The 26,493-nt window shown below is 62.8% G+C and carries 24 protein-coding genes; 7 read left to right on the forward strand and 17 right to left on the reverse strand.

The window, feature by feature from the left end:
• Positions 1–166 precede the first annotated feature (166 nt).
• The 3 genes from PV375_RS10140 to trhO all read right to left on the reverse strand — a co-directional run bounded on the left by PV375_RS10140 (position 167) and on the right by trhO (position 2,207).
• Positions 167–691, reverse strand: coding sequence for a hypothetical protein (locus PV375_RS10140; protein ID WP_332107205.1), 525 nt, complete (start codon positions 689–691; stop codon positions 167–169).
• Positions 688–1,176 carry a hypothetical protein gene (locus tag PV375_RS10145; protein ID WP_332107206.1) on the reverse strand — a complete coding sequence of 163 codons (489 nt, stop codon included), beginning with the start codon at positions 1,174–1,176 and terminating at the stop codon, positions 688–690. The genes PV375_RS10140 and PV375_RS10145 overlap by 4 nt, the downstream gene beginning before the upstream one ends.
• Positions 1,177–1,307: 131 nt before the next feature.
• Positions 1,308–2,207, reverse strand: coding sequence for an oxygen-dependent tRNA uridine(34) hydroxylase TrhO (gene trhO, locus PV375_RS10150; RefSeq protein ID WP_332107207.1), 900 nt, complete (start codon positions 2,205–2,207; stop codon positions 1,308–1,310).
• Positions 2,208–2,255: 48 nt separating this feature from the next.
• Between trhO and PV375_RS10155 the strand changes: the two genes are divergently transcribed.
• Positions 2,256–3,368, forward strand: coding sequence for an enoyl-CoA hydratase/isomerase family protein (locus tag PV375_RS10155; RefSeq protein WP_332107208.1), 1,113 nt, complete (start codon positions 2,256–2,258; stop codon positions 3,366–3,368).
• 148 nt (positions 3,369–3,516) lie between these two features.
• On the forward strand, positions 3,517–4,950 hold the full coding sequence (locus tag PV375_RS10160) for an MFS transporter (RefSeq protein ID WP_332107209.1): 1,434 nt from the start codon (positions 3,517–3,519) through the stop codon (positions 4,948–4,950).
• 105 nt (positions 4,951–5,055) lie between these two features.
• On the opposite strand, the gene PV375_RS10165 is transcribed toward PV375_RS10160, so the two are convergent.
• Both PV375_RS10165 and hpaH read right to left on the reverse strand, forming a co-directional pair.
• A complete protein-coding gene (locus tag PV375_RS10165; RefSeq protein WP_201614471.1) occupies positions 5,056–5,874 on the reverse strand; it encodes an HpcH/HpaI aldolase family protein in 819 nt (272 codons plus the stop codon).
• Entirely contained in the window at positions 5,859–6,644 is a 786-nt protein-coding gene (hpaH, locus tag PV375_RS10170) for a 2-oxo-hept-4-ene-1,7-dioate hydratase (protein WP_332107210.1), read from the reverse strand. The genes PV375_RS10165 and hpaH overlap by 16 nt, the downstream gene beginning before the upstream one ends.
• 148 nt (positions 6,645–6,792) lie before the next feature.
• Between hpaH and PV375_RS10175 the strand changes: the two genes are divergently transcribed.
• The 3 genes from PV375_RS10175 to PV375_RS10185 are packed head-to-tail and all read left to right on the forward strand — an operon-like array spanning position 6,793 to position 11,020.
• Positions 6,793–8,625 carry an ATP-binding cassette domain-containing protein gene (locus tag PV375_RS10175; RefSeq protein ID WP_332107211.1) on the forward strand — a complete coding sequence of 611 codons (1,833 nt, stop codon included), beginning with the start codon at positions 6,793–6,795 and terminating at the stop codon, positions 8,623–8,625.
• Positions 8,622–10,397 (forward strand): amino acid ABC transporter ATP-binding/permease protein, encoded by a 1,776-nt coding sequence (locus PV375_RS10180; RefSeq protein ID WP_332107212.1) that lies wholly within the window; start codon positions 8,622–8,624, stop codon positions 10,395–10,397. Before PV375_RS10175 ends, PV375_RS10180 begins: the two co-directional genes overlap by 4 nt.
• A 50-nt stretch (positions 10,398–10,447) precedes the next feature.
• Positions 10,448–11,020: a nicotinamidase gene (locus PV375_RS10185; protein ID WP_332107213.1), complete on the forward strand. Its 573-nt coding sequence runs from the start codon at positions 10,448–10,450 to the stop codon at positions 11,018–11,020.
• A 25-nt stretch (positions 11,021–11,045) separates the two neighbouring features.
• On the opposite strand, the gene PV375_RS10190 is transcribed toward PV375_RS10185, so the two are convergent.
• The 11 genes from PV375_RS10190 to trpS all read right to left on the reverse strand — a co-directional run bounded on the left by PV375_RS10190 (position 11,046) and on the right by trpS (position 22,355).
• Positions 11,046–12,347, reverse strand: coding sequence for an MFS transporter (locus PV375_RS10190; RefSeq protein ID WP_332107214.1), 1,302 nt, complete (start codon positions 12,345–12,347; stop codon positions 11,046–11,048).
• Complete coding sequence (locus tag PV375_RS10195) at positions 12,344–13,105, reverse strand: hypothetical protein (protein ID WP_332107215.1); 762 nt, start codon at positions 13,103–13,105, stop codon at positions 12,344–12,346. The genes PV375_RS10190 and PV375_RS10195 overlap by 4 nt, the downstream gene beginning before the upstream one ends.
• Positions 13,106–13,891: 786 nt before the next feature.
• The gene (locus PV375_RS10200) at positions 13,892–15,214 is read right to left on the reverse strand and encodes an ISL3 family transposase (RefSeq protein ID WP_332107217.1); all 1,323 of its coding nucleotides are present in this window, start codon (positions 15,212–15,214) and stop codon (positions 13,892–13,894) included.
• Positions 15,215–15,388: 174 nt separating this feature from the next.
• Positions 15,389–15,709, reverse strand: coding sequence for a DMT family transporter (locus tag PV375_RS10205; protein WP_332107218.1), 321 nt, complete (start codon positions 15,707–15,709; stop codon positions 15,389–15,391).
• Positions 15,709–16,056 carry a DMT family transporter gene (locus PV375_RS10210; protein ID WP_332107219.1) on the reverse strand — a complete coding sequence of 116 codons (348 nt, stop codon included), beginning with the start codon at positions 16,054–16,056 and terminating at the stop codon, positions 15,709–15,711. Before PV375_RS10210 ends, PV375_RS10205 begins: the two co-directional genes overlap by 1 nt.
• Positions 16,053–16,475 (reverse strand): TetR/AcrR family transcriptional regulator, encoded by a 423-nt coding sequence (locus PV375_RS10215; protein ID WP_332107220.1) that lies wholly within the window; start codon positions 16,473–16,475, stop codon positions 16,053–16,055. Before PV375_RS10215 ends, PV375_RS10210 begins: the two co-directional genes overlap by 4 nt.
• Positions 16,476–17,371: 896 nt before the next feature.
• A complete protein-coding gene (locus tag PV375_RS10220) occupies positions 17,372–19,387 on the reverse strand; it encodes an ABC transporter ATP-binding protein (RefSeq protein WP_332107221.1) in 2,016 nt (671 codons plus the stop codon).
• Positions 19,388–19,537: 150 nt separating this feature from the next.
• Positions 19,538–19,903 carry a hypothetical protein gene (locus tag PV375_RS10225; RefSeq protein WP_201518581.1) on the reverse strand — a complete coding sequence of 122 codons (366 nt, stop codon included), beginning with the start codon at positions 19,901–19,903 and terminating at the stop codon, positions 19,538–19,540.
• 30 nt (positions 19,904–19,933) lie between these two features.
• A complete protein-coding gene (gene ribA / locus PV375_RS10230; RefSeq protein WP_332107222.1) occupies positions 19,934–20,530 on the reverse strand; it encodes a GTP cyclohydrolase II in 597 nt (198 codons plus the stop codon).
• 10 nt (positions 20,531–20,540) lie between these two features.
• On the reverse strand, positions 20,541–21,320 hold the full coding sequence (locus PV375_RS10235; protein WP_332107223.1) for a polyprenol monophosphomannose synthase: 780 nt from the start codon (positions 21,318–21,320) through the stop codon (positions 20,541–20,543).
• A gap of 27 nt (positions 21,321–21,347) precedes the next feature.
• On the reverse strand, positions 21,348–22,355 hold the full coding sequence (gene trpS, locus PV375_RS10240) for a tryptophan--tRNA ligase (protein ID WP_332107225.1): 1,008 nt from the start codon (positions 22,353–22,355) through the stop codon (positions 21,348–21,350).
• Between the two features lie 123 nt (positions 22,356–22,478).
• Between trpS and PV375_RS10245 the strand changes: the two genes are divergently transcribed.
• The gene (locus tag PV375_RS10245; RefSeq protein ID WP_332107226.1) at positions 22,479–23,363 is read left to right on the forward strand and encodes an exodeoxyribonuclease III; all 885 of its coding nucleotides are present in this window, start codon (positions 22,479–22,481) and stop codon (positions 23,361–23,363) included.
• A gap of 56 nt (positions 23,364–23,419) precedes the next feature.
• Here the strand turns inward: PV375_RS10245 and PV375_RS10250 are convergent, their stop codons facing one another.
• A complete protein-coding gene (locus tag PV375_RS10250) occupies positions 23,420–24,676 on the reverse strand; it encodes a YihY/virulence factor BrkB family protein (RefSeq protein ID WP_332107227.1) in 1,257 nt (418 codons plus the stop codon).
• Positions 24,677–24,746: 70 nt separating this feature from the next.
• Between PV375_RS10250 and ptsP the strand changes: the two genes are divergently transcribed.
• Positions 24,747–26,390, forward strand: coding sequence for a phosphoenolpyruvate--protein phosphotransferase (gene ptsP, locus PV375_RS10255; RefSeq protein WP_332107228.1), 1,644 nt, complete (start codon positions 24,747–24,749; stop codon positions 26,388–26,390).
• Positions 26,391–26,493 lie beyond the last annotated feature (103 nt).

Here is a 26,493-nt window from a genome sequence, read left to right on the forward strand (position 1 = left end):
AGGGCTACTCGGGCTATGCCCGCGCGGAGGCGCACTGCTGCACCTTCGCTGGGGTACACCGATATCGCTGGAGTACACCGGTATAGCGGTGTACCCCGAGGTTTGCGGTGTACCCGAGGGGGTGCTGGTGCTTAGGGATGACGCCCCGAGGGTGCGGGCGCGGTGCTTAGGGCGCGGAGGCGCCGTCCGAGGGCTTTTTAAACGCGAGGATGCAGCTGGCTACGGCGAGTACGGCGAACACCACCAGGAGTGCGATGGCGATCGCCATCGTGACGTTGACATCTATTCCGAATACCCGATGCGCGAGTGACGCTGCTGCCGGTTCTTCAACGTCGACCATATCTTCAACGAATGCCGCGCACACAAAAATAGTTACCCACATCGCGGCCTGGCATCGCGCTGACCACTTTGGCAGTGCCCGAGCGCGCCGCGCATCGTCGCTGGCGAGCGTGATCGCGCTCAGCACCCAGCACACGATGATCATGATCGGGGCCACAGTGAGGAGTGCCAGTACGCCCATCCAACCCACGACCTGCGCAAAAAACAGCGCGCGGCCGTACGTGAGCATGAACGCGCCAAATAGCGGTGTGAACCACTGCAGCCAAAACATGGCTCGGCCCAGGCCCGTCGGTTCCGGGCCCTGCGGCGCTGGCTCGGGCTGGTACGGCGGGACGGGGGAGCTCGCGGTCATGATTGTTTCTCCTCCGGGCCGTGATCTGCTTGCGCGCGACGCTCAAGGAAGGCTTCGAGTTCAGCGTCTTCACGCCGTACTCGGGCCGCCCACAAAAACCAGCGGTGGGTGGCAAATGCCCAGACGACAACCACGAACAGAGTCGTGGTGAGGCGGTTGGTGCGGGCCTGCTCGCAACCGATCGCATAGGCCATACGCCCGTCGAGCTGGTCGACTTCGTCAGGGCCGAAATACTTGTATTCGGGCGGATTGATGTGTGTGTCGACCACATCTTCTGCCGCATCCGGAACTATGTAGCTGCGGTACACCTCCACCGGCGCCACGTTGATGACCGGGCGGCACGCAGCTGCGGTGGTTTTGCCCGGGGCGACGAGATTGACCGACGGGGGAGCGCTCAGCAGCAGCACCACCACCAGCACGCCGAGGCCCGCAAATAGCCGCGGAGACCACCTAAGTAGCCAGTTTTTTCGCTTTCTGGGGAGCACTGTTGCTCCGATCGTCAACGGGTCGAGATATCGGTGCCTTCACGATAGACGCCGCACCGATGCGCAGCACCGGTAGCGGCTCAATATCGAACTGGTAGCCGACCAATATCATCCCCTGCGCCGAGGCGCCGCTAGCTGGCGGCCGCCGAAGCCTCGCAATACACATCCTGTTTGCCGCACTGTTCGCACACCACCAATCGCTGCTGGCAGGTGTCTTCGGCGCAGTTTTGCAGGCGCGAGGTGGCGGCACCGCACAGCGTGCACTCGCCAATTATTTTTGCCTCTGGCCCGAGGTCAAGATGCTCACGGCCATCGAACACGGTGAGCGACCCCTCCCAGAGCCCCTCGTTGCCGTAGCGCTCGCCGTAGCGCACGATGCCGCCGTCGATCTGATACACCTCGTTGAAACCGCGATTGATCATCAGCGCCGAAAGAATTTCACAGCGCACCCCACCGGTGCAGTAGGTGATCACGGGCCGGTCTTTCATCCAGTCGTAGGCGCCCGATTCAATTTCGCGGATGAAGTCGTGGGTGGTCACCGTGTTCGGCACCACCGCGCCTCGAAACCGGCCGACTGCGGCTTCGGCGGCATTGCGCCCGTCGAAGAACACGGTGTCGGGTTTTTCGGCCACCAGCTCATGCACCTGTTCGGGGCTGAGGTGCTCGCCACCACCAACGACGCCATTTTCATCCACCACGAGCTCATCCGGCGTGCCGAACGCGACAATTTCGGGGCGCACCTTCACGCTCAGCCGCGGGAAATCGAGCGAGTGGCCGTCGGCATCCACACCAGTGCCCTCCGACCATTTCATATCGACGTTTTTAAACGCCGGATACTGCTTGAGCGCGCGCACATACCGTTTGCAGGGCACCACATCGCCTCCCACGGTGCCATTAATCCCGTGTTTTGACACCAGGATGCGTCCGCGCAGCCCCAGCCGACGGCACAGTTCCAGCTGCCACAGCTTGATCGCTTCGGGATCGGCGATGGGGGTGAACACGTAGTACAACAAAATTTTCGGGGTGGCCATGCCTCAATTTTCGCACTCTCGTAGCGGCACCCGTTTATGGTTGCTCGTATGAGCGACGCCACTATCGAACTGGCCAATGGAAACCTGCGCATCACCCGAACCGGCCCGCGGGGGCGGCTCGGCATGATCGAGCTCAATCGCCCCCGGCAACTCAATGCCCTCACCGGGGCCATGATTGACGGGCTGGCCGAGGTGGTCGCAGCCTGGCGCGCCGACACGAGTGTCGAGCAAATTGTCATTTTTGGTGCCGGTGAGCGCGGACTGTGCGCGGGTGGTGATGTGGCCGAGCTTCGTGCCGGCATCGTTGCCGACGGCCATACCGGTGGTGCCGAACGAGTGCTCGGTAGCGAATACCGTCTCGATGCCACCTGGGGCGAGCTGCCGCAACCGGTGGTGGCGGTGATGGAGGGCCACACGCTCGGCGGCGGTGTGGGGCTATCGGGGCACGCCAGCATCCGGGTGGTCACCGAACGCAGCCGGGTGGGGATGCCGGAGACAGCGATTGGGTTCAGCCCCGATGTTGGTGGCAGCTATTTGCTCGCCCGCATGCCGGGCCGGCTCGGCGAACACGCGGGCGTCACCGGCACACGATTGAACGCGGCGGATGCGATCGCCACCGGTTTTGCCGACTGGTTTATCCCATCCGATCGCATCCCGCAGCTGCTCGCCCGATTGGCAAACGAGCCCGCGGCCGAGGTGGTTGCTGATCTCGCCGAAGATCCGGGCGAGTCGCAGCTGCTGGCCGAGCGCGAGTGGATCGATGAGGTGTATTCGGCGGCGACTCTGCAAGAGGTTGTTGCGCGATTGCAGGAACACGCCCCCGAGCACCCGGTTGCGGCCGAGGCGCTCGCGGCAATTACGGCGGCGTCGCCACTGGCAGCAGCGGCGACGCTCGAACTCGTGCGCCGCAATCGTGACGCGGCGGATTTGCGGGCAGCAATCGACCTCGAATTTCGGGTTGGGGCACGGCTGATTGCCGGCCACGATTTCAGCGAGGGCGTGCGGGCGATGCTGGTCGATAAAGATCGACAGCCGAAATGGCAGCCAGCATCGCTGGATGCGGTCACCGAGCAGCAGGTGGCGACACTTTTTGCCGAGGCGGATGCACCGCGAATGGACTGGTCGCTCGGGCCGCTCGGCTTGCGCGACAGCGGTGAATAGCTGAACGGCGCTCGTTTTTGTTATTCGAGCACGATGAACCGACGGGAAATTGCGCATTAACTAACTGACCGGTCGGTGATAAATTGGTGCCGTTGCATCGACGAAGATGCATCCGTCATCCTGACACGTAACGAACAATGGAGTTCACATGGCCACGACTGCCACTAATCATGCGTCCGAACCGGTGACATCCGTCGCCGAACGCCGCCGCGTGCTCGCCGCCACGATTGTTGGTACCACCGTTGAGTGGTACGACTTTTTTATCTATGCGTTTATGGCGAGCCTCGTGTTCGGTGAGCTGTTCTTTAAACCGATGGGGGCGACCCTCGGCGAAGCCGGCCCGGTGCTTATTTCGGTTGCCTCGATCGGTCTGTCATTTCTCTTTCGGCCGCTGGGTGCCTTCCTCGCGGGACATTTCGGCGACCGCTTTGGTCGAAAGCCAGTGCTGATCACCACTCTCATCATGATGGGCGGGGCAACCGCGCTGATTGGTGTGCTGCCAACCGGCGATCTTGCGGCTTTCAGTGCCGTTTTGTTGCTGCTACTGCGGGTGCTGCAGGGTATTTCCACCGGTGGTGAGTGGGGCGGTGCCGCGCTCATGGCTGTTGAGACCGCGCCGATGGGGCAGCGCAACCGTGCCGGTGCCTGGCCACAGATGGGCGTGCCATTTGGGATGCTGATGGCAACCGGGATGCTCACGATCCTGCAGAGTGTGTTCACTCACGAGCAGTTCCTCGACTTTGGTTGGCGAATCGCCTTCCTGTTCTCGATCGTGCTGATCATTGTCGGTTATGTCGTGCGTCGCGCTGTTGAAGAATCACCCGTGTTCAAGCAGATCGCCGAGGCCAAAAAAGAACAAACCGCCCCGGTTGCCGTGCTCTTCCGCCGCTTTCCGCTGATCGTGCTGTTCGCCGCGCTCGTGTTCGCGGGTGACAACGCCGTCGGTTACATGCTCGTTGGCGGTACCGTCAGTAAATACGCCTCCGCGCCGCTGCCGCCGGATGGTAATGGCATGGTCGGGATGGAACCGAGCACGGTCAGCCTGCTGCTCAACCTCGCCGCAATATCGTGGGCCATCTTCACCTATGTGGGTGCCTATATCGCCGATAAAACCAGTGCCAAGACCGTATTTATCATCGGCTACATCCTGATGGTGCCAGCCTCGATCGCGCTATTCCCACTGGTGACCATGGGCGCCGACACCCCGATCTACTTTGTGCTCGGTACCTGCCTGCTCGGTGTGCCGCTGGGCTTCTGCTACGGTCCGCTTTCGGCCTGGTATGCCGAGGTGTTCCCGGCCTCGGTGCGGTTCTCGGGTGTTTCGATCACCTATGCCATCGGTGCCATTGTCGGTGGTGCTTTTGCGCCGCTGATCGTGACCGCGCTGTTCGAAGCCAACGAGGGCCGCTGGTACGGTCCCGCGATCTACCTCAGCGTGATGTCGCTCGTCGGTCTTGTTGGTTCGATCGCCCTGCGGAACCGGCACAACATTCCGCTCGGCGCCGATATGGAAGCCAGCGGCGTGTGGGATGAATGGAAGCCGGGCGATCCCATCCCGGCCGGTGTGAAACACGATCACTAGCCACGGTCGCAGCGGCGGGTGCGCACAGCGCCCGCCGCCTGCTGTCCCGCCAAGCCGGGCTCGTCGCAGCTCGGCCGTTCAACATGCAGCGGCCGAGCTGCGCTGCTAGTAGCTCGCGATCGCGTCAGCAACCTTCTGGCCGGTGCGCTGCGCGATGAACTCGCTGGTCAGCTGCTCGCTGGCACGGGCGAGCATGGCCACATCGGCCCCCACCAGCACGAAATCGATACCCGAATCGAGGTAGTCGTGGGCGAGTGCGGGGTTGAAGGCGTTGATGCCCACGGGCTTACCGGCAGCCTTTGCGGCCTCCATCACGCGGCGCACCTGGGCCACCACATCGGGGTGCCCTTGCTGGCCGATGAGCCCCATCGAAGCGGCCAGGTCGCTCGGGCCAATAAACACGGCGTGTACGCCCTCGACGGCAAGAATTTCGTCAACGTTTTTGACCGCTTCAGCGGTTTCGATCTGCACGGTCAGCGACACAAATTCGTCGTTGGCGCGCTCGAGATAGTTGGGGATGCGGTTCCAGCGGGCCCCGCGCGCCAGTGCCGAACCCACTCCGCGGCTTCCTGCCGGCGGATAGAGCACCGCCGAGGCTGCCGCGGCTGCCTGTTCGGCATTGTTCACCATCGGTACCAGCAGGTTGACGGCGCCGAGGTCGAGGAACTGGTTGAGGATCACCGGATCGTTTACTGGCACCCGAACCATTGGGGTAATCGGGTAGGCGGCTACGACCTGCAGCTGCGATTGCAGTGATTCGAGGGTGAGGGCCGTGTGTTCGCCGTCGATCAGCAGCCAGTCGAGGCCCGAACCAGCGGCAATTTCGGCGTTGACGAGTGATCCAGAGCACACCCACATTCCCACCAGACCGCGATCAGCAGCCGCCAGCTGCTGATGGAAGGGCTTCGCTAGTTGAATCGACATGTAATGGTCCCCATTCGTCCGTAATCGCACAGCACGGTGTCGCCTCGCTCCACCCACATCGGGCGGGTGAACGAGCCGGCAAGAATGATCTCGCCTGCCTCCAGGCGCGAGCCGTGCTGCGCGAATTTATTCGCGAGCCAGGCGACGCCGGTTGCCGGGTGGTTGAGCACCGCGGCGGCGACGCCAGACTCTTCGATCGTCTCATTTTTGTAGAGCAGCGCTGAAACCCAGCGCAGATCGATCTCATCCGGACGCATGGGGTGGCCGCCGAGCACCATCGCTCCGTAGGCGGCATTGTCCGAGATCGTGTCGACGATCGTGCGTCCCTCCAACTCGATGTGCGAGTTGAGCACTTCCAGGGCGGGGGTGACGAACTCGGTTGCCCGAATTACGTCGAAGATGCTGCAATTTGGGCCTTCGAGCGGTTCGCGCAGCACAAATGCGAGCTCTACCTCGATGCGCACATTGGTAAAACGGTCGTAGGGGATGACCGAGCCGTTTTCGTAGACGGTGTCGTCGAACATGACGCCATAGTCGGGTTCGCTGATACCGGTAGCCTGCTGCATCGCCTTGGATGTCAGTCCGATTTTGCGCCCCACCAAACGCCGACCGGCAGCCAGCTGCTGATCGCGCCAGCGGCCCTGAATCGCATATGAGTCTTCAACCGTGGCTTCCGGGTAGCGGGCGGTGATGCGCGGCATCAGCGTCCGGGTGCGTTCGGCTTCGGCTAGCTCACGCGCGATGTCATCGATCTGTTCGGGGGAGAGCATGCTCTCTATTCTGCCCCGGAAGGCGAAACCGCGTGTTGATATTCGCGCACCGCGTAGTGCGGCGTCATTTGTGCTCAAGTCGCGAAGAACACCATGAGTGGCACACGTAGGGTGGAGAGACCCGGTATTGAAATGAGGTTGGCGACGAATGTGGTTGCGTGAAGCGATAACCGAGCCGCCCAAAATGGCTCGCGCGGTCATCCTGCTCACCTGGCTGCGCGTGGGGATGTTCGCTGTCGCGGCGGTATTGCTGGCGCGCGCCATCGCCGCGCTTGTTGCTACCGAAGCAGGGGCGCTCACTACCGAAGCGGCGGTCTGGCAGCCGGATGTGACCGGTGCGCTGTGGCTGCTGGCTGCCGGCATCCCGGTGGCGGTAATTGGCGCCGCAGCCGGCGGAATCGCCGAAGCGCTACCCGGTTTTGAACAGGCCGATCTCGAACAAAACTGGCGCCGACAGCTGGTGGCTGCCGCCCAGCACGGCGCGAAGGTTCCGGCAGGCTCCGCTCACGGCAGCAAGCACCACCCGCGTGGCAGCGCGCCGTCGAGCAGTGAGGGCGCGCTCATTGATATCTCCACCGCCGGCGTTGAAAAAGCCGCTGTCTACCGCGCCACCTTCCTCGCGCCAACCCTCGCATCCTTCACCGCGCCGCTCATCGTGCTGGTGGTGTGGGGCATCACCATCGACTGGCTATCGGCGGTGCTGCTACTGGTATTCGTGGCACTCGTGCCGGTGATCATCGTCGCTGCCGGCAAACTGCTGCGCGGCTCCAACGCCGAATACCGCCGCCGCGAAGCCGCCGCCACCGCCCGCTACCTCGAAATGCTTGAGGGCATCGGCACTTTCAAAGTGCTCGGTGCCACCGACCGCATGATCGCCGCGTTCGCCGCATCCGCCCGCGAATCGATGCGCGAACTATCGCGATTGCTGGTGCGCAACCAGCGGATGATCATCGTCAACGACATCGTGTTCAGCTGGTTGATGGGCGTCACCGCGGTGGCGCTACTGCTTTGGCGGTTGCTTGACGGGGCGATCGATATTGGTGCCGCCTTCGCGGGCCTGCTGTGCATCCCGCTGCTGCAAGAACCGATCGACCGCGTCGGCCGCAGCTTTTATGTGGGGCTTGCCGGCCGCGCGCGACGCGATCAGATCGCATCCGTACTCGAACAGCCACTCAGCGACGAGCCCACGGCAGACGTGCCCGCACACGTGCTCGATAACCGAGCCGGTCGAGAACTCGAATTGCGGGATGTGTCGGTGACGGTTGACGGCGAATCGCTTTTACGCGACATCAACCTCAAGATTCCCGGCGGTGCACATATCGCCGTGGTCGGGCCATCCGGGGCAGGCAAATCAACCCTGCTGCGGGTGCTTGGCGGGCTGCAAGATCCAAGTGCCGGAACACTGCTGCTCAACGGTCACCCGGTCACCCCGACCGTGCTGCGCGACCGCTCGTCGACGGTGTCACAGCAGCCGGGGATGCTCGCCAGCACCATCGCCGACAACCTGCGCTTCGCCAAACCCGGCGCCGATACCGACGAACTGCAGCTGGCACTGCACCGCGCCGGGCTCGCCGACGAAATTGCCTACCTCCCCGACGGAATCGACACCGAGGTTGGCGACCGCGGCGAATTTCTCTCAGGCGGGCAGCGGCGGCGTATCGCCGTTGCGCGGGCGTTGCTTCGCGACCGCCCGGTGCTGCTGCTCGATGAGCCCACTGCCGACCTCGACCGCGTCACCGAAGCGCGCGTGCGCACGAGCCTCGCAGCCGCATCGGTGGGACGCACCGTGGTCACCGTCGCCCACCGGCTCGACACAATCATGGAGGCAAACTGGGTGATCGTGCTCGAAAACGGTGCCATTACCGCGCAAGGAACCCCCGCCGAACTGCTCGAACACAGCGAGTATTTCGCGACCGCGCTCGCGGCATCGCAGCAGCCGAACAAAACCGGTGTGGCCGCATCCGACAAGGTGGTTGAATGATGACCGCCAAAAAACATGAGGGTACCTGGCCACAGGTGCGCTGGCTGCTGCAATTTGCCGGCGCCGCCACGCGCCAGCTCGCCGGCTCAATTGCCGCACGAATCATCGGTCAGCTGCTGGCGGTATCGCTACTTGCGGTGCCGGCCAGGAAGCTCGGCGAAATCTGGGTGAGCGGCACCGAGCTTGCCGCCGGCGAACTGCTGCCCGTGGTGGTGACAGTGGCGCTGCTGGCGATCGTGAAAGCCGTCGCGCGCTATGTTGAACAGCTGCTCGGGCATCTTGCCGCGTTTTCACTCATGGCCGAGGTGCGGGTGTGGCTGCTGCGGCGGCTCGTGCCGCAAGCGCCGGCCATCACCGACGGCCAGGGGGCGGCGCGCATCCAAACAACCGCGATCCGAGACGTCGACCGCGTGGAGGTGTTTTTCGCCCACACGATCGCCCCGGCGGTTTCGCTCGTGGTGGTGCCGCTGGCGGTGACTATTGCCGCGGGCGTTTTGAGCGGGCCGCTGCCGGCGCTGGCCGTGGCCGTGGTGATGCTTGCGGGGGCAGGCATCCCGTTTTTGGCGCGCACCCGCGGTGCGGATGCGCGACGCACGGCACAGCTGCGGGCAGACACCGCCCAGCACATCGCCGACACACTGCGATTGCAAGAAGAGGTGCGCGCATATGCTGCCGCCGATTGGCGTGCCGACCAGCTTGCCCACATTGACGAACAGCTTGCTGACCAGCTGCGCACCGGTGGCCGCCGCACCGGCATCCGCAATGCGGCAACCTCGCTGCGGGTGTGGCTCGGTGCCACGCTGGTGGCGCTGGCCTGCATCCCGACGCTCGTCGCCGACCGCGCCAACCTTCCCGGTGTGCTCGTCACCGTTTCGTTCGTGTTCGGCACCGTCGGAGTGTTTGACACGGTTGAACGGTTGGCAACTTCGCTGCCGGCGGGGCTTGCCGCCACCCGCCGCATCCGCGAACTCGCCGGTGGCGAGCCCACCGTTATCGAGCCCCAAAAACTCACCCCGGTCGAGCCCGCCGGGAACTGCCCGCGAGTTGAACTGCGAGATGTGCATTTCAACTATCCGGGCCGGGATGCGGGAGCACTGCGGGGCGTATCGCTGCAGCTGCCGGCCGGCAGTTCGATCGCGCTCGTTGGCTCGACCGGATCGGGCAAATCGACGATTGGGCGGCTCGTGCAGCGTCACTACGACGTTGACCGCGGCGAGGTGCTCATCGACGGGCACCCGGTGGCGGCGCTCGGATCGGATGCGGTGGCTGCGCGGGTTGCGGTGGCCGACCAGCAGGGGTTCGTGGTGGACGGTACCGTCGCCGACAATTTGCGCGTGGCGGATGCGACGGCAAGCGACGAGCAACTCAGCTGGGCCTGCGAGATGGCCGAGTTTGAGCTGCCGCTCGACACGCCGGTGGGGCGGCGCGGCAGCCGCATAAGTGGCGGGCAGCGGCAGCGGCTCGTGCTGGCGCGCACACTGCTGCGGGCACGCAATGCGCCCGGCGGGCTACAGCAGGCGGTGCTGGTGCTGGATGAGGCCACGAGCCACCAAGACCCGCTCACCCAACAGCGGATGCTTGAACGCCTGGATGGCCTCGGGGTCACCACGCTCGTAATTGCGCACCGGCTCGAAACGCTGCGCAATGTGAACCGTATCTACGTGCTCGAGCGGGGAACCATTGTGGAGTCTGGCCAATATGCTGAGCTGGTGGCCGCGAACGGCCGCTTCGCCCAGCTGCTGGCGGCGACAACCGCGATCACCGACCGGTAGCGCCGCGGGGGAGCGAGCCTCACAGCTGCGGATGCGCAAGAATGACCTGTATGACCAATGCACTGCTGATTGTCGACGTCCAAAATGATTTCACCGAGGGTGGCGCCCTTGCCTGCCCGGGTGGTGCTCGAGTGGCGGGCGAAATCAGTGAATACCTGGCAGCGTGCGGCGCCGAATATTCGGTGATTGCCGCATCCCGCGACTGGCACGATGCCGATAACGACAATGGCGGTCATTTCTCGGCCTCGCCCGATTTCGTTGACACCTGGCCGGTGCACTGCGTCGCCGACACCCCGGGATCCGAGTACCACCCCGACCTCAACACCGAACCCATCGGTCTGCACATTCGCAAGGGCATGGGGCGTCCCGACTATTCGGCTTTCCAGGGCGTTACCGAAACCGGGCAGCTACTCGCGGATGCACTGCGGGATGCGGGCGTCACCCACCTGGATGTGGTGGGTATCGCCACCGATCACTGTGTGCGGGCTTCGGCACTCGACGCGAAGCGGGCCGGTTTTTCGGCGCGCGTGATCGTGCCGCTCACTGCGGCCGTCAACCCTGAAACCGCAGCGCAAGCGCTCGACGAGCTGCGCGCAGCCGGTGTTGACGTGGCCCTCGACTAGCTGCAGCCGTCGCTACTTGCCGGGCTCAAACTTGACTGCTGCGAGCGTTGCGGATAATTTTCCGCGCCATGAGTAGCAACGAAGTTGTGAACGCGAGAAGACCGCTGCAGGCAATCACCCATGCATAAATATCGGGTGCGACGTTGCCGTGGCCAACCGCACCTGAGATAGCGGTGGTGAGAGCAGCCAGTATCGTGCCCAATAGGGTGAAAATACCGCTGACCTGAACGAGGCGGGAATAAGCCCTTCCCGTTTTGGCGTGGTCAATATATTGCTGCAGGATGGGTCCTTGCGAAGCTCCGAAGACCCCGACCGTAATTCCTGTGAGTAGCATAACTAGCGTCAAGGTCAGCGTATTCGGGCCTAGGGAAAAAAGGACATAAAGCCCACCGCACACCAGTAAAGAGGTGTTCAAGACCGATGTGGCGCCGTGTCTATGCACGAGACGCGCACAGACTACCGCCCCAATAAGGCTGCCGACAGCGAAGGCTCCGGTCACTAGGCCAAATTGTGCAATCTCAATTGAACGTGTTCTCAGAACATACAGTGGCAGGGCCTGGCTTGTTGCTCCCGCTAGCAGACCATAGATGGACGCAAGCATGAAGAGCAATTTGACTGCATCATGCTGCGAGGCCAAGTCGAGTCGGTGCGATGAGCGAGAAGTCTGGGAATTAACGTGAAGTGAACTCGCGCGATGATGGTAATGCGGGAAATCCTTCCGAAGGAATCGCAGCGTTACCAGAATCGTTGAGATCTCAAGCACGCTGGCGCTGACCAGTACTCCGACTGCACCAGCGTGCTCAAATATCAGTGGCACCATCGCAGCCGCGATGATCCCCATACTGGATAAGGCAAACATCGACCAGGATGCAACTTCTGGACGGCTTCCTGCCGGGGTGAACGCCTGGGTGAACGCAGCGCGGGTGGCGTTGAAGAACTGCCCAATAGAGAAGCTCACAAAGATGGAAACCACCATGAAGCCACTAATGACTGCGACGTTGAGTGGCCAAATGAGTAATGAGAGAGTGAGAGCGATGAGAGAGATCGCTTTAATAATCGCTGAAATGACCAGCGTGTGATCTTTCCTGCCGAAATCGGCTCGGCGGCCGGCAGGGCCCTGAATAATAATCCGGGGCGCTGTCGAGGCAGCGGCGGCTGCAGCGATCGCCCACGAGGCGGTGGCGCCCGGAACCATGACTGTGATGTAGAGGCGTGCGACACTTTCAAGCAAGAACGAAGCCCCCGCACTACTTGCTTGAGCCAGTATGAGAAGAACGGCCCCTGCTACAGGGTGTCGCTCTTGCCCTTCTCTGGACGAATTCATCATTGAAAAACTACATGCTCATGAGCAGTGTTAGGCGACCCTGGTGCGCATGGGATGGAGACGGATGTGCGTGGGTCGGGAGCTTGAAACGCAATCCTGAGGAAATGGAGCGGGATGATGTCGTCATTGAGGCGGTAAATTTGCTGAGCTTTTGATTCGCTGATGGCTGGAGTCATTCGACATCTGAAGCCAAGCTGTGTGGCGTCGAGGACAATATTTTGGCAAATATTCCCGGCCGCTATTAATGCGGATGCAAATGCCAGATCAGCGGAGGTTGTTAAGTCGGCCATTGTGTAAACTTCGGAGTCGAAGCAGATTAGCAGGGCTAGGCCGGAACCATTCCCCCATGACTGTCCTTGAATTATGTCTGAAAATTCACGCACGTTACCATGCGTGTCTCTAAGGTGTCGGGGTTGGTGGAATAGTGTATAGGTGGAATCTTTCCAGCCTTCGACATTGGTGAGGCCGACGGAGATGCAGATTCCAGGGTGAGGCGTTATGTATTCGTAAATGGATGATAAGAGTGTGCGGAATTTTCCCTGCGGGATAATTTGCTCGGAGGGGACTGTTAAGCTGCGGCGACCTAGGGCACGTGTCGCGTCAAAACCGCTCACGATCGAACTTGATGGAGGGTTGTGTAGAGGAATTGGGTACTGGTCATTATCTATTTTGCTTAGAAATGAAAACGGTAGTTCCCAGTTGTATTTCTGCCAGAGGCTGGGCACGTTCGGTACTAGCGTGCCTGAGAAACTTGCCTGCATTTATCCTCCTCGAAGCTCTGCAGTTATTAGCCGGGGCAATGATTGTTCGGCTACTCCAAGGGTTGTGCCGAAGTTAAGTTTGACATTGATACTGCTGGAGTATTGCCAGTTGCAGTAGGCGGCGAATGTCGCGAGCTGTGCGTCTATATGGCCTATATCTATCAATATTGCTCGAAAGCTCCGTGGATCCCGGTATCTATACATCGCTCGCTGTACGGCAGAGCAGATGTGTAAAGTTGCTCTCCATGGGTGAGGGCTGGCTGAGCTTGTGTCCATTTGCTCTTGCTCAACTTGGTCAGTGCAGAATTTGTCTAGAGTGTTAGCTTTAACGTTGAAGTGATAAAACCCACGCTGAAAGCTCGATGACTGGTGGACTTGTATGAATAATTCAGAGGGATGTCTCGAGCCCCCAGATGGTACCGCTTTCCCGATCAGTTCCTGCTGCCAGTACTGTGTCGTCGGGTCTGTGAATGGGTGCTGGTGTCGCATTTCTCCAAATGCTGCGCCAAGGATATAAGCAAATCGGTAGGTGGGGTCATTGCGTAACTCGTTAATGCCTAAATCAGAGACATGCGGGATAGTGTATGTCTGCTGAATGAGGTCTGGTGGAAACACTTGGTACGGCGAGGGGGCCTGTTCGGTTTCCAGGTAATGGCGCATCAAGTCTGCATCATTCCGACGCGCTTTGGCTCCGGATGACATGTCGAGAAAAGGGTGATCTTTAGTAAGTCTATAGTATTCGCTTAGAGCTTCGTGAATTTGGTCTTGGTGTGTATGTTTTCTGGCTCATCCCAGTCGAGGGTGTAGACGGGGTCTGAACCCGCCGGTCTCGAGCAGGCTCCTGGCGATGTAGTTGGAGAGGTTGCGGAACCCAAGAGCACTGCCGCGGAGGTGTTCGAGGCGGCCGTTGATCGCCTCGGTCGGACCGTTGGACGTGCCGGGGCGGTCGAAGTAGGCGAGCACGTCGTCGGCGCGCTTCCTCAGCGTCCGGCCGAGTGTGGTGAGTTCGACCAGCGCCCTCGGGACACCGCTGCTGATCGAGGCAATCAGGTTGGCCATGAGCTCGCGGCCGTGGTGGCGGTCTTCGTGGCGGTAGGCGGCGATCATCCGCTGGTAGATCCCCCAGGTCGCCTCGACCTCGACATGCTCCTCGGCCCCGAACAACGTGCGGAGTCGAGCGGCCTGCTTGTCGGTCAGCAGCTCGGCGCCGGTGTGCAGGGTCCGCCGCGCGGCATACAGCGGGTCGCCCTTCATCCCGCGGTGGCCGTGGATGGCCTGCTGCACCCGGCGCCGGCACCGGTCGAGCGCGTCCCCGGCGAGGCGGACGACGTGGAACGGATCCATGACCGCCACCGCGTCGGGGAGCTCCTCGGCGGCGGCGGTCTTGAAGCCGGTGAACCCGTCCATCGCGACGACCTCGATCCCGTCGCGCCAGGTGTCGGGTCGGGCGGCGAGCCAGGTCTTGAAGGCCTCCTTCGAGCGACCCTCGACCATGTCCAGCAGCCTGGCGGGGCCAGTCTTGTCGCGGATCGGGGTCAGGTCGATGATCACGGTGACGTACCTGTCGCCGCGCCTGGTGTGCCTCCAGACGTGCTCATCGACGCCGATGACCCTCACGCCGTCGAAGCGGGCCGGGTCGTCGATGAGAACACGTCGGCCTTCAGCAAGCACGGCGTCGTTGGCGGTGTCCCAGGCGACGTCGAGTCCCTCGGCGATCCGGGTGACGGTGAGGTGCTGCACGACCAGCGCTTCGAGCGCCCACCGCAGCCCACGGCGCGAGAGCTTCGACCGCGGCTCGGCCGCACGGGTGGTGTCTTGGCGCCACACGTGCCCGCAGCCGGTGCAGCGGTAGCGACGCACCGCGACCTCCAACACCGTCGGTCGCCACCCCAGCGGCTCGTGCGCGAGCCGACGGATCACGGTGTCCCGAGCAGCGCCTTCGGCGCCGCAGCGTCGACACCACTCGTCCGGGGTCAGGACTCTGCAGGCGAGCACCGCGCGGTCGGGCTCGAGGCGCTGGCCGGTCACGACGAGGTCGAGTTCGTCGAGTCGGCAGAACGTTGTCAGGTCCGGGCGAGCGAAGCGGGCCCGAGCGGTAGCGACAGGCAACGACGTCAGACCTCCGGATGTCAGGCGTGGAACGTCATCTTCCGAAGACCTCGACCACGATCTAGCCACCGTCGCGCCGGAGTCGCTTCGATCAACGAGTACACCTCATCAGAAGCCCGTTGCCAAGGCCTTGCTCCGTTGTGAGCGACGACGTCGTGGGGATGGGGATCTCAGTCAGTGTAGGGCGCCGAGCTCGACGAGAAGAACGCCGGCGATGATGAGTGCGATGCCGCCCATCATGAGCGCGGTGAGCGGCTCCTTGAAGAGGGCTTTGGACGCGACGGCCGTTAGGGCAACTCCGGACGCTGCCCAGATGCCGTAAGCGACACCGAGGCCCAGGCCCTCATTAAGGGCGAGGGTGAGAAACGCGAAGGCCAGGAGGTAGCCGCCGGCGACGGCGGCGTAGTAGGCGCGGACGCCAGTAGCTGCCATGCGCAGCGAGAGGGCAGCGCTGACCTCGGCAATGATGGCTCCGAGGAGGAACAGGTAAGCCATCAGGCGGCTTCTTCGAGGTTCTTGACCGCGTGCTGGGAGCCGAGTTCGACGGTGAGGACGCCGGCAATGATGAGGACGATGCCGACGCCCATGAGTGCGGTGAGGGTTTCATCGAAGATCAGCGACGACATCACGGCGGTGGTGGCGACACCGAGGGCGCCCCAAATGCCGTAGGCGACGCCCAGCGCCATGCCCTGACGCAGAACGAGGGCGAGGAGAATGAACGAGGCGATGTAGCCAGCCGCGACGAGCACGTACAGTCCGGGTCGATCGAGTGCTCCCTTCAGCGACAGCGAACCGGTGACCTCGCTGAGGATGGCCCCCGCGAGCAGTAGCCACTTGGTCATGAGTTCTCCTGGATGAGGTGGTGTGCGAGTGCTCGAATGGCGTCGGTGTCCTCGTCGGATAGGGCGATGCCGTTGCCGGCGGTGTTGAGCCAGATGCCGTCGGCCAAGAGTCGGACGCCGTGGAGGCGGGCCTGCTGGTCGGCCGGAAGGGTCTCGGGGACGTCGACCCAGGCCCCCATGCGGCTGTTCCATCGCTCGGTGAGCGGCTCGCGCAGGCGGGGGTCGGTGAACATGACCAGGTCGCCGTAGTCGAACGGCCCGTCGCAAGCCCAGTCAACGTAGGCGGCGAGGCGTTCGCTGATCGTGGGTACGTTTGGGTTGGTGGTAGCCAGGCGGGCGGCCAGATCCCGCTCGTAGCCGTCGAGGAGGTGGTCGATGACGGCGGTCATCAGTGCTTCCTTGGTTGGGAAGTGGTACATCAGGCCAGCCTTAGTGATTCCTGCAGCGCGAGCTGCGGACACCAGGGAGACAGAGGCGCCAGTGCGGGCCCACGCAAGAGTGCTGGCGAGAACGCCGCCTCGCGCCGACGGTCGGTGGGCAGGTGCACTAGTACTCATATCGACAACTCTACCTACCGGTAGGGTAAGTAACAAACTCATGGTGAGCTGGGCCTCCCGAGCTGAGCGTCAGCATGCTAAGAGCGTGACCGCCCGGCACCTACGACGCCCCGGCCAAGGCGATCAACGGATGACTCGAACACCTCTGTGACTTCCGCGCGTGGGTTCCGAAACCTCATCAACTATCGCTAGGCCACTACTCAAAGCCGGCGACTTCCAGACCGCGACTACACCCTCGATTGGGATGAGCCTGTTTTCTCTTGAGTGCGTCCCATTGCAGTGCGGCCTGTTCTCCTTCAGTTATATCCGGAGGTGAACTCGTTGATGAGTATACTTTTATGGTGTTGCCATCATAGGTGCTAAAAGTCATTATGACGTTTCAAGAGGCAGGTTAGTTCTTTAAGTTACCTCGTTAACGGGTGGTTACTTGTTGATTGTGTTGATGATAAGTCGTTCGGGCTTAGGGGGTTGTGGCAGGTGTTGAGGTATGTCGATAAGATTGCACGTTGATTCCTGCAGAAGTGCAATGTGAACGTTAGTCATTGATCTCTCCTTTGAGGTGTGCTGTCCATTTGGAATAGCGTGCTTAATCAATTGATTGAGCACGTTTAAAGTTACAGAATGGCGTCCTGGGTGGCAAGGGGAAGGGGGGGATCTCCCAGACGGTTTACAGGATTCGTCCAAGCGGCTCTATATGGGTGTTTCCGGGCGCGATTGTGACGAGCGTTTGGGGTGAGAGTAGCGGGCAGGCGTCGCAGCTACGCCAGCAGCTGATGCTGGGCGAGTTCGCGGTATAGCGGCGTCGACTCAACGAGCTCCTCGTGCGTGCCGCGGCCGACTACGCGGCCGTGCTCGAGCACCACGATCTCGTCGGCGTCGATCACGGTCGACAGCCGGTGCGCAATCATCACCATCGTGCGGCCCTGGGCGGCGCGATCAAGTGCATCCCGCATCAGCGCCTCATTGCGGCCGTCAAGCGCCGAGGTCGACTCATCCAGCAGCAGAATCGGGGGAGCGGCCAGCAGTGTGCGCGCAATGGCGAGCCGCTGCCGTTCACCACCCGAAAGCCGCACGCCCGCCTCGCCAACGGCGGCGTCGAGGCCCTCGGGCGAGCGATCGAGCACCTCACCCAGGTTCACCGACCGCAGCGCCGCGGCGCACTCGTCATCGGATGCATCCGGCCGGCCCAGCAGCAGATTGTCACGCAGCGTGCCCGCGAGCGTGGGCGAGTTCTGCTGCACATAACCCAGCTGCGCGCGCAAATCGGCGCGGTCAAGCGAACGCAGATCGGCGCCACCGAGGCGGATCGCCCCCGAGGTGGGGTCATAGAACCGTTCGATTAGCGCGAGCATGGTCGACTTACCGGCACCCGAAGGGCCAACCAGCGCGGTCTTAGTGCCGCGCGGCACCGTAAACGACACCCCGTCAAGCACGAGCGGTGAATCGACCGGGGTCGACTCATCAATTTCAAGCAGCACTTCGCTCGCGCTGCGTGCCCGGCGGCCCGTCTGGCTCACATAGCGATCAAAACGACCGGATGCATCCGCCCGCGCCCGCGCGGCCCGCACCACCCGCTCGGGGTAGCGGAACGACACCTCCGCAAACTCCAGTGCCGGTGCATCCGGTGCCGCATCGGCATTCGCCGGTCCGACAACTGTGAGGCGCGGCTGGAACGCATCATCTGCCGCATCCTCATCGGGCAGCTTCGTAATTTCTTCGATGCGGCCCAGGGCCCCCAGCGCTGAAGCGATCGCCGAGATCGCACCGAAAAACAGCCCCATCGGTACCACCATCATGAACAGGAACATGATGAAGGTAACCAGGCCCGACACCGCCAAATCACCGGCGGCAACCCGCACCCCGCCGATGCCGAGTACCAGCACCAGCGAAAGCTGCAGTGCCAGCGTCGAAACCGGCACCATCACCGCCGAAATCGCCGCAATATCCAGGCCGCGACGGTACGCCTGTTCAGTATCAGCCTCGACGCGCCGCTGTTCGCGCTCGATCGCGCCCGAAGCGCGCAGCGTGCGCATCGCCGAAATGGCGCGCTCGGTGGCGGCAGTCAAATCGCCCACCTTCTGCTGTGCCGCAGCCGACGCCCGCATCACCTGGCGAGAAAGCAGCAGCACCACCACCAGCGAAACCACAACGCAGCTAAACGTCACGAGGAACAGCACCCAGTCGAGCAGCAGCATCGCAATAATTGCGCCGATAAAGGTGATTGCGCCACCGACCGCCTCGATGAGTCCCTGCGTCAACACCGCCCGCAGCATCGTGGTGTCGCTACCGACGCGCGACACCAGATCGCCCGTGCGGCGCGCATCAAACTCGGCGATCGGTAGGCGCATGATTTTTGCGATCAGCGTTCGCCGCGCGCCCAGCACGATGCGCTCACCGGTGCGCTGCAACAAAAAATGCTGCAGACCGCTCAACCCGGCGTCAACAACCACCACGGCCACGAGCACCCAAACAATCCAACCGCTGAGCTGCCCAGCCTCAACCTGCTGGATGAGCATCCCCATCAGCACCGGCTGCGCCAGCGAAAACAAACTGCCGATAATCGAAATCGCGATGATCACGGCCATCATGCCGCGGTCGGCAAAAAGATACGGCCACAACTGCCGCAGTGAGGCGCGCGGGGTGCCGTCCGGGTTGCGGTCGCGTCGACGCCGACCCGATTTGCGTGGCGGCTCACTGCCGGCATGGTGTGCCGAGCCGGCAGAACCAGCGGGCTCGGCGGCAAAATTTTCGGGTACAGCGTCGGATGCAGTCACCCTGCCATTCTCGCCCATGCGAGCAGTCGTTGCACTCGGCGGTACGGGATGCGGGCGCCACGGCCTGGCGGGGAATGCGGGCTGGCGGGGAACAAAAAGTGCCCGCCGACCCAAAAACGGGTCGACGGGCAACCAAGACTCAGCGAGGCGCTAGCTCCAGAGCACCGCGATGCAGATATTGAGCAGTGCGAGCCCACCGACGAGCCAGAGCGCCCACTTCGGCGCGCGCTGCTCGGGCTTGTTACGGAAAGCGAGCAGCAGCACAAAAATCGCCACCAGCACGAGCAGCTTGATGCCGATCTTCATGTGGTTCACCATGCCAAGCTCAGCGCTCATCTCGGTGATCCCAACCAGCAGCACGCCCGAAACCAGCATCAGACCGGCACCGTGCAGCATGCCCGGCAGCATCCGGCCCTCGCCGCGAACGATGTCTTTAATCTGCGAGAACCACACCCCAAACAGTGCGGCGAGACCAACAAAGTGCAGAACGAGCAAGATGCCCTTGAGAATCAACATGCTCGAATTCTATCCAATGCGGGTGTCGGGCTAGCCGTCGAGCAGGTGACCCATCCGCTCGGCCTTCACCCGCAGATACTCGTCATTGACCTCGTTCCGGCCAACCTCGAGCGCAACCCGCTCGCTGACGGTGATGCCATGCTCATCCAAATACTTCGTTTTTTCGGGATTGTTTGTTAGCAGCCGCACCTTGCGGACCCCGAGCTCCATCAGCATCCCCGCAGCCGCGCCATACTCGCGCGCATCAGCGGGCAAACCCAACTCGAGGTTCGCATCCACGGTGTCGAAGCCGTCTTCCTGCAGCCGGTAGGCGCGCAGCTTATTCAGCAGCCCGATACCGCGGCCCTCCTGACCGCGCAGATACAGCACCGCACCGCCATGCTGCTGCACGAGCGCCAGCGCCGCGTGCAGCTGCGGTCCGCACTCGCACTTTTGCGAACCGAATGCCTCACCGGTGAGACACTCCGAGTGCACCCGCACGAGCATCCCATCGTGAGGTTCGCCCACGCACCAAGCCATGTGCAGCTCGCCGGTGGCGAGATCGCTATAGGCACGCACCTCGAACATCCCCAGCTCGGTGGGGATATTTGTGGCCACTTCAAATCGAACGCGTTCCGCAGGTGACACGATCAGCCACCTAACGGCGCGTGGTCAGCGCGACCACGCCACGGGCCCGGTAGCCGATACCCCAGGCCAGCACCCGCCACATCGCCTCAAAAATAATCGATGACGACATTTTGGATGCACCCAGCTCGCGTTCCCGGAAAGTGATCGGCACCTCCACCACGCGGTAGCCGAGCCGTTCAAACATCCAGGCCATTTCGATCTGGAAACAGTAGCCGGCCGAACCGACACCGCCCAGATCAACCTCGCGCAGCGCCGCAGCGCGATAGCCGCGGTAGCCGGCGGTGATGTCGCGGATTTTTGACCGCAACAGCACCCCCGCATAGATGGATGCGCCGCGCGAGAGCAGCTGGCGCGACAGCGGCCAATTTTCGGTGTCGCCACCGCGCACATAGCGCGAACCGATCACCAGATCGGCACCGCCATCCAGCTCTTCGATCATGGCCGGCAAACGCTCGGCAGGATGCGAACCATCGGCATCAAACTCAAACAGATACGCATAGCCGCGCTCATGACCGATCTCAAAACCCTGCAAATAGGCCGAAGCCAGCCCCAGCTTGCCGGTGCGGTGCAGCACCGTGATGCGGTCATCCTGTGCCGCCAGCTCATCAGCCAGTGCACCGGTACCATCGGGCGAACCATCGTCAACCACCAGCACGTCCACGCGCTCACTCTGTGCCAGCACCCGGCGCAGAATAGTTTCGAGGTTTTCCCGCTCGTTATAGGTGGGAATCACCACGAGCGTGTCGCGGCTGATCGGCGCTGCGTGGCGCCCGGTAGTGGAATTGGACATCGTTTCCTTGATTTTGGGGACAGTTCGTTAGTGCGACGACTTCGGGAAGCCGATGCGCTCATGCACGAGTTCAAGCGTTTTATTAGCTCGCTCGGCAGCGCGGTCGGCGCCATCGCGCAGCAGCCGCAGCAGCTCACCGCGGTCGTCGAGCAGCTCGGCCGTGCGGGTGCGGATCGGGTCAAAAGTTGCTTCCACAACCTCGGCAAGCCCCTTCTTCAGGTCACCGTAGCCGCGACCCGCATACTCGGCCGCCACATCATCGACCTCGCGGCCAGCAAGCACCGCGTAAATCGTCAGCAGGTTCGACACCCCGGGCTTTGCCTCGCGGTCGAAACGAATTTCGCCGTCGGTATCGGTGACCGCGCGCATAATTTTTTTGCGGGTCACCTTCGGGTCGTCAAGGATGCGCAACAGCCCCGCATCCGAATCTGCCGACTTCGACATCTTCGAGGTCGGGTCTTGCAGATCGTAAACCTTTGCGTTTGCCTTCGGGATGAATCCCTCGGGAATCGTGAACGTCTCACCAAAACGCGAGTTGAAACGCTCGGCAAGATTGCGGGTGAGCTCGATGTGCTGGCGCTGGTCTTCGCCCACCGGCACCTGCTCGGCCTGGAAGAGCAAAATATCGGCCGCCATCAGCACCGGGTAGGTGAACAGCCCCACGGTCGTTGAATCCGATCCGAAGCGCTGCGATTTGTCTTTGAACTGGGTCATCCGGCTTGCCTCGCCGAACCCGGTGATCGTGCCGAGAATCCATCCCAGCTGCGCGTGCGCGGGCACATCCGATTGCACATACAGCGTCGACTTTTCAGGGTCGATGCCGGCGGCAATGTACTGGGCCGCGGTCGCGAGCGTGCGCTCACGCAGCTGCTCGGGGACAAATTTTGAGGTGATCGCGTGCTGGTTCACCACGCAGTACACCGCATCCGCGTCATCCTGCATCTTCACCCAGTTGGTTAGCGCGCCCACATAGTTGCCGAGGTGGAGCGAATCGCTCGACGGCTGCATGCCCGAAAACAGAACTGGTTTGGTCATAGGTGACGACTTTCTCGTGATGACTCTCGAGTGTGGGTAATCTCACCCATACTAGTTCGCGCACGTTACGAGCGCCGACTTCTGCCGGCCCGGCAGCTCCCAGAGGTTCATACAATGGTGCGCATGACCAAAATTCGTGTGGCTTCGGTGAATGTGAACGGTATCCGTGCCGCAGCTCGTAAGGGGATGCTCGAATGGCTTCCCGAGCGGGGTGTGGATGTGCTGGCGCTACAGGAGGTGCGCGCATCCCACGCCCAGCTCGAAACCGCGCTGGGCATCGAAGCCGTCGACGACGGGATTTTCCGAGCCGCCGACGGAACCCAGTGGCACATCGCCCTCGACGAGTGTTCGGCGAAGGGGCGCGCCGGAGTTGCCGTGCTCAGCCGCATCCCGTTCGCTGAGGTGCGCACCGGCATCGGACCCGACGACTTTGACGCCACCGGCCGGTGGATTGAAACCGACCTGCGAGTGGGCGACGCCGAGCTCACCGTGATCAGCTGCTATGTGCACTCGGGCGAGGCCGAAACCCCCAAGCAGGAAGAAAAGTGGCGCTTTCTCGACGCTATGGCCGAGCGTATGGGCCAGCTGCGCGCCGAACGCGAACTGGTGCTGGTGGTGGGCGACTTCAATGTCGGCCACACCGAACGCGACATTAAAAACTGGAAGGGCAACGTCAAACGGGCTGGCTTCCTTCCCCGAGAACGCGGCTATTTTGACCGGATGTTTGGCGAACTCGCCGCACCGATCGACGCGGTTGACGGATCGGGTGGCGAGGGCCTCGGCTGGGTGGACGTGGGGCGCGCCGCCGCGGGCGATGTTGACGGGCCCTACACCTGGTGGTCGTGGCGAGGCAAAGCCTTCGACAACGACACCGGCTGGCGCATCGACTACCACGCCGCCACCCCGGCGCTGGCCGAGCGTGCATCCAACTACGCGGTCGATCGCGCCGCCGCCTACGACCAGCGCTGGAGCGACCACGCGCCGGTGTTGGCCGACTATCAGCTGTAACAACCGCTGCGGCCCGGTGCCTTCAAAGCCCGGGCCGCAGTGATGTTTGTGCGGGGTTATGGCCGCTCGGCGTTTGATTTGTCGGTGTTCGCTTCGGTGTCGCCTGCTTCGGCGGCGCGATAACCGAGCGCCTCGAGCTCAATCTCTCGCTCTTCACGGTCGAGCGCATGCTGCCGGGCCACAATCTGCTCGTATTGGCGGCGTAGCTTCCGTCGCCGCCAGCGCGGTGTGGTGCTGAGCTCATGCTTCACCTGGATGCTCTGGGTCGCCAGCCGCTCACGAAGAGCCTGGCGCTCAGTGGCGCGAGTGATTTTCTCGGCTTCCTCCACCGTGACCAGTCGCGGCGAAACCGCATTGTCATCCATCGTCACCTTCACCCAGGACGCCGTGATCAGCAGCACCATGCAGGCGAAATTAAAGAAAATCAGCACACCCAGCAGCGCCGCGAATGTTGCTAGAAGCGGGTTCGACGACGCCCCACCGATCAGCATCGAACCGGCCTGCTTCAACAGCTGCAGCAGCACCGCGCCGATGAAAGCACCCTGCCAGAGAATCGGTGCCGGAACGCGCAACCGGCACATCACCTGCAGCACCATCGCCACGATGACCGCATCGAACGCGATACCGATGAGCAGCGAGAGCACACGCACAATGACCCCGATCGCAGCCCCCACATCCAGCTGCAGCACCTCGCGGAACAGCCAGGTGGTGAGGTCAGAACTCGCGGCGGTAAGCACAGCCGAAACCGCGATCATCAGCCCGAAACCGAGCATGAGCAGCAGGTCAATCAGCTTCGTCACCACGAAGTTCGTTTTCGGCTGCGCGGGAAGCTCAAATACGGCGCGGATCGACATGCGGGCACCGTTGAGGAAGTTCATTGCCGTCCAAAGCCCCGAAAGGAGGGCGATCACACCGGCAACAGTGAACGAAGCACTCAAACCGGTGAGCGCATCCGCACTCACCACGCCGTCTTCACCGATGAGCCCCGGAATTGAGTCGGCCAGCGACTCGATAATGGCCTCGGTGAGATCGGGACGATTCGCCAGCACGATACCGGCAACCGAAAAAAACACCAGGATGCCCGCAAAGAACGAGAACAGCGCGGCATAGGCCATACCTCCCGCCAGCAGCGCGCCTTGCGAATCAGTCCAATGTTTCAGGGTGCGCAGCGGGCGCGATGCCTGTAACCAGCCGGCGAACGCCTGCATCCGCTGGATGAATGTCGTGTCGTCAGCAACTTTCGGGAACGCCGGAAAAATAGGCGTGCGAGGTTTGCGATGCGTGCGGTTATCTGTCGAATTCTGTTCGGCCACTCAGACAGGTTAGGCGACGGAGTCAATAGGCTGGTGTAAATAGCATCCCGTCATCGGAAGGGAAACAAAAATGCAACTCAATGGTTATGGAGTGGGAACCCGCACCGCAATCGGCACCGTCGTTCGGATGCCCGACCCGCTTCCGATTCCCAGCGAAGCACCCTTCACCGGAAACGCCGATGAAGAGCAGCAGCGCGTGCGCGACGCTGCGACCCGAGTGCGGGATGCGCTCACCGAACGCGCGGCAACCGCGGCCGGCTCGATGCGGGAGGTGCTCGAAGCGCAGGCAATGATGGCGGTCGACCCGTCAGTACTGCAGCTGGTCGACCGGACGATTGCCGCTGGGCGCAGTGGCGAGCGCGGTGTGTACGAAGCGTTCGCGCAGTATGCCGAGGTGCTGCGCGGAATGGGTGGCTACATGGCAGAACGCGCAACCGACCTACACGACGTGTCGCAGCGCATCCGAGCCGACCTTGCCGGTGTGTCGGTGCCCGAAGTACCGCACCGTGAAGAACCGTTCGTGCTGGTGGCGATTGACCTCGCACCCGCCGACACCGCGAGCCTCGATCTCGACCGCGTGCTGGCCTTCGTCACCCGAGACGGCTCACCGAAGGCGCACACCGGCATCATCGCGGCCGAGCGCGGGCTGCCGGCCGTGGTGGCCTGCAACGGCGCCGACGAGATCGCCGAGGGCGACACCGTGATCGTGGATGCGGCCGCCGGAACCGTGGTCGTGGCGCCCGATGCCGAGCAGCTCGCCGCCGCGCGAGAACGTCTGCGTGAACAGGAGCAACTGGATGCTGAACCAGCTGCGCCCGGTGAACTCGCGGATGGCACCGCGGTGCAGATCCTCGCCAACGTGGGGAAGCCCGGAGATGCCGAGCGTGCCGCGGCAGCCGGTGCCGAGGGCGTGGGGCTATTCCGCACCGAGTTCATGTTCCTCGACCGAGACCAGGCGCCGAGCTACGATGACCAGCTTGCTGACTACACCGAAATGATGCGGCCGTTCGCGGGACGCAAAGTCGTGGCGCGGGTGCTCGACGCTGGCGCCGACAAACCGCTGCCCTTCCTCAACGATGCCGACGAACCGAACCCGGCACTCGGGATGCGGGGGATTCGCATCCTGCGCGAGCGCGAACCGCTGCTCCGCGACCAACTGCGGGCCCTGCACGAGGCTGCCGAAGCGACGGGCGTGGAACTGTGGGTGATGGCACCGATGGTGGCGGATGCGGGCGAAAGCGAATACTTCACCGCGCTCGCGCGCGAAATCGGGATTGACGTGGCCGGGTCGATGGTAGAGGTTCCGTCGGCGGCGCTGCTGGCCGACCAGATTCTCGAATCGAGCGACTTTGTTTCGCTGGGCACCAACGACCTCACCCAGTACGCGCTCGCGGCCGACCGGGTGCTCGGGACGGTGGCGAACTTCCAAGATCCGTGGCATCCGGCGGTACTGCGGCTGATTCAAGCAGCGGGTGAGGCCGGGCTTGCGGCGCAGAAGAACGTTGGGGTGTGTGGCGAGGCGGCGGCCGACCCGCAACTCGCAGTGGTGCTCGTGGGGCTCGGCGTGCGTTCGCTGTCGATGGCACCGCCGGCGATGGCAGCGGTGCGTGCCGCGCTGCGCGAGGTGACGCTCGAGGATGCTCGTGCTATTGCGGCGCGGGCGCTGCGGGCGCGCTCGGCGCAGCAGGCCCGCGAACTCGCCTTCCCCGCGTAGCCCCGCGAGCTCGCCTTCCCCGCGCAGCCCCGCTGCATCCCGGCAAGTGACCCTGTTACCGGCAAGTGACCCTGCTATGGGAGGGTCACTTCGCAATAGCAGG

Origin of the sequence: Gulosibacter sp. GYB002, assembly GCF_036577665.1 — a bacterium.
In the GTDB taxonomy this organism is placed as follows: domain Bacteria; phylum Actinomycetota; class Actinomycetes; order Actinomycetales; family Microbacteriaceae; genus Gulosibacter; species Gulosibacter hominis.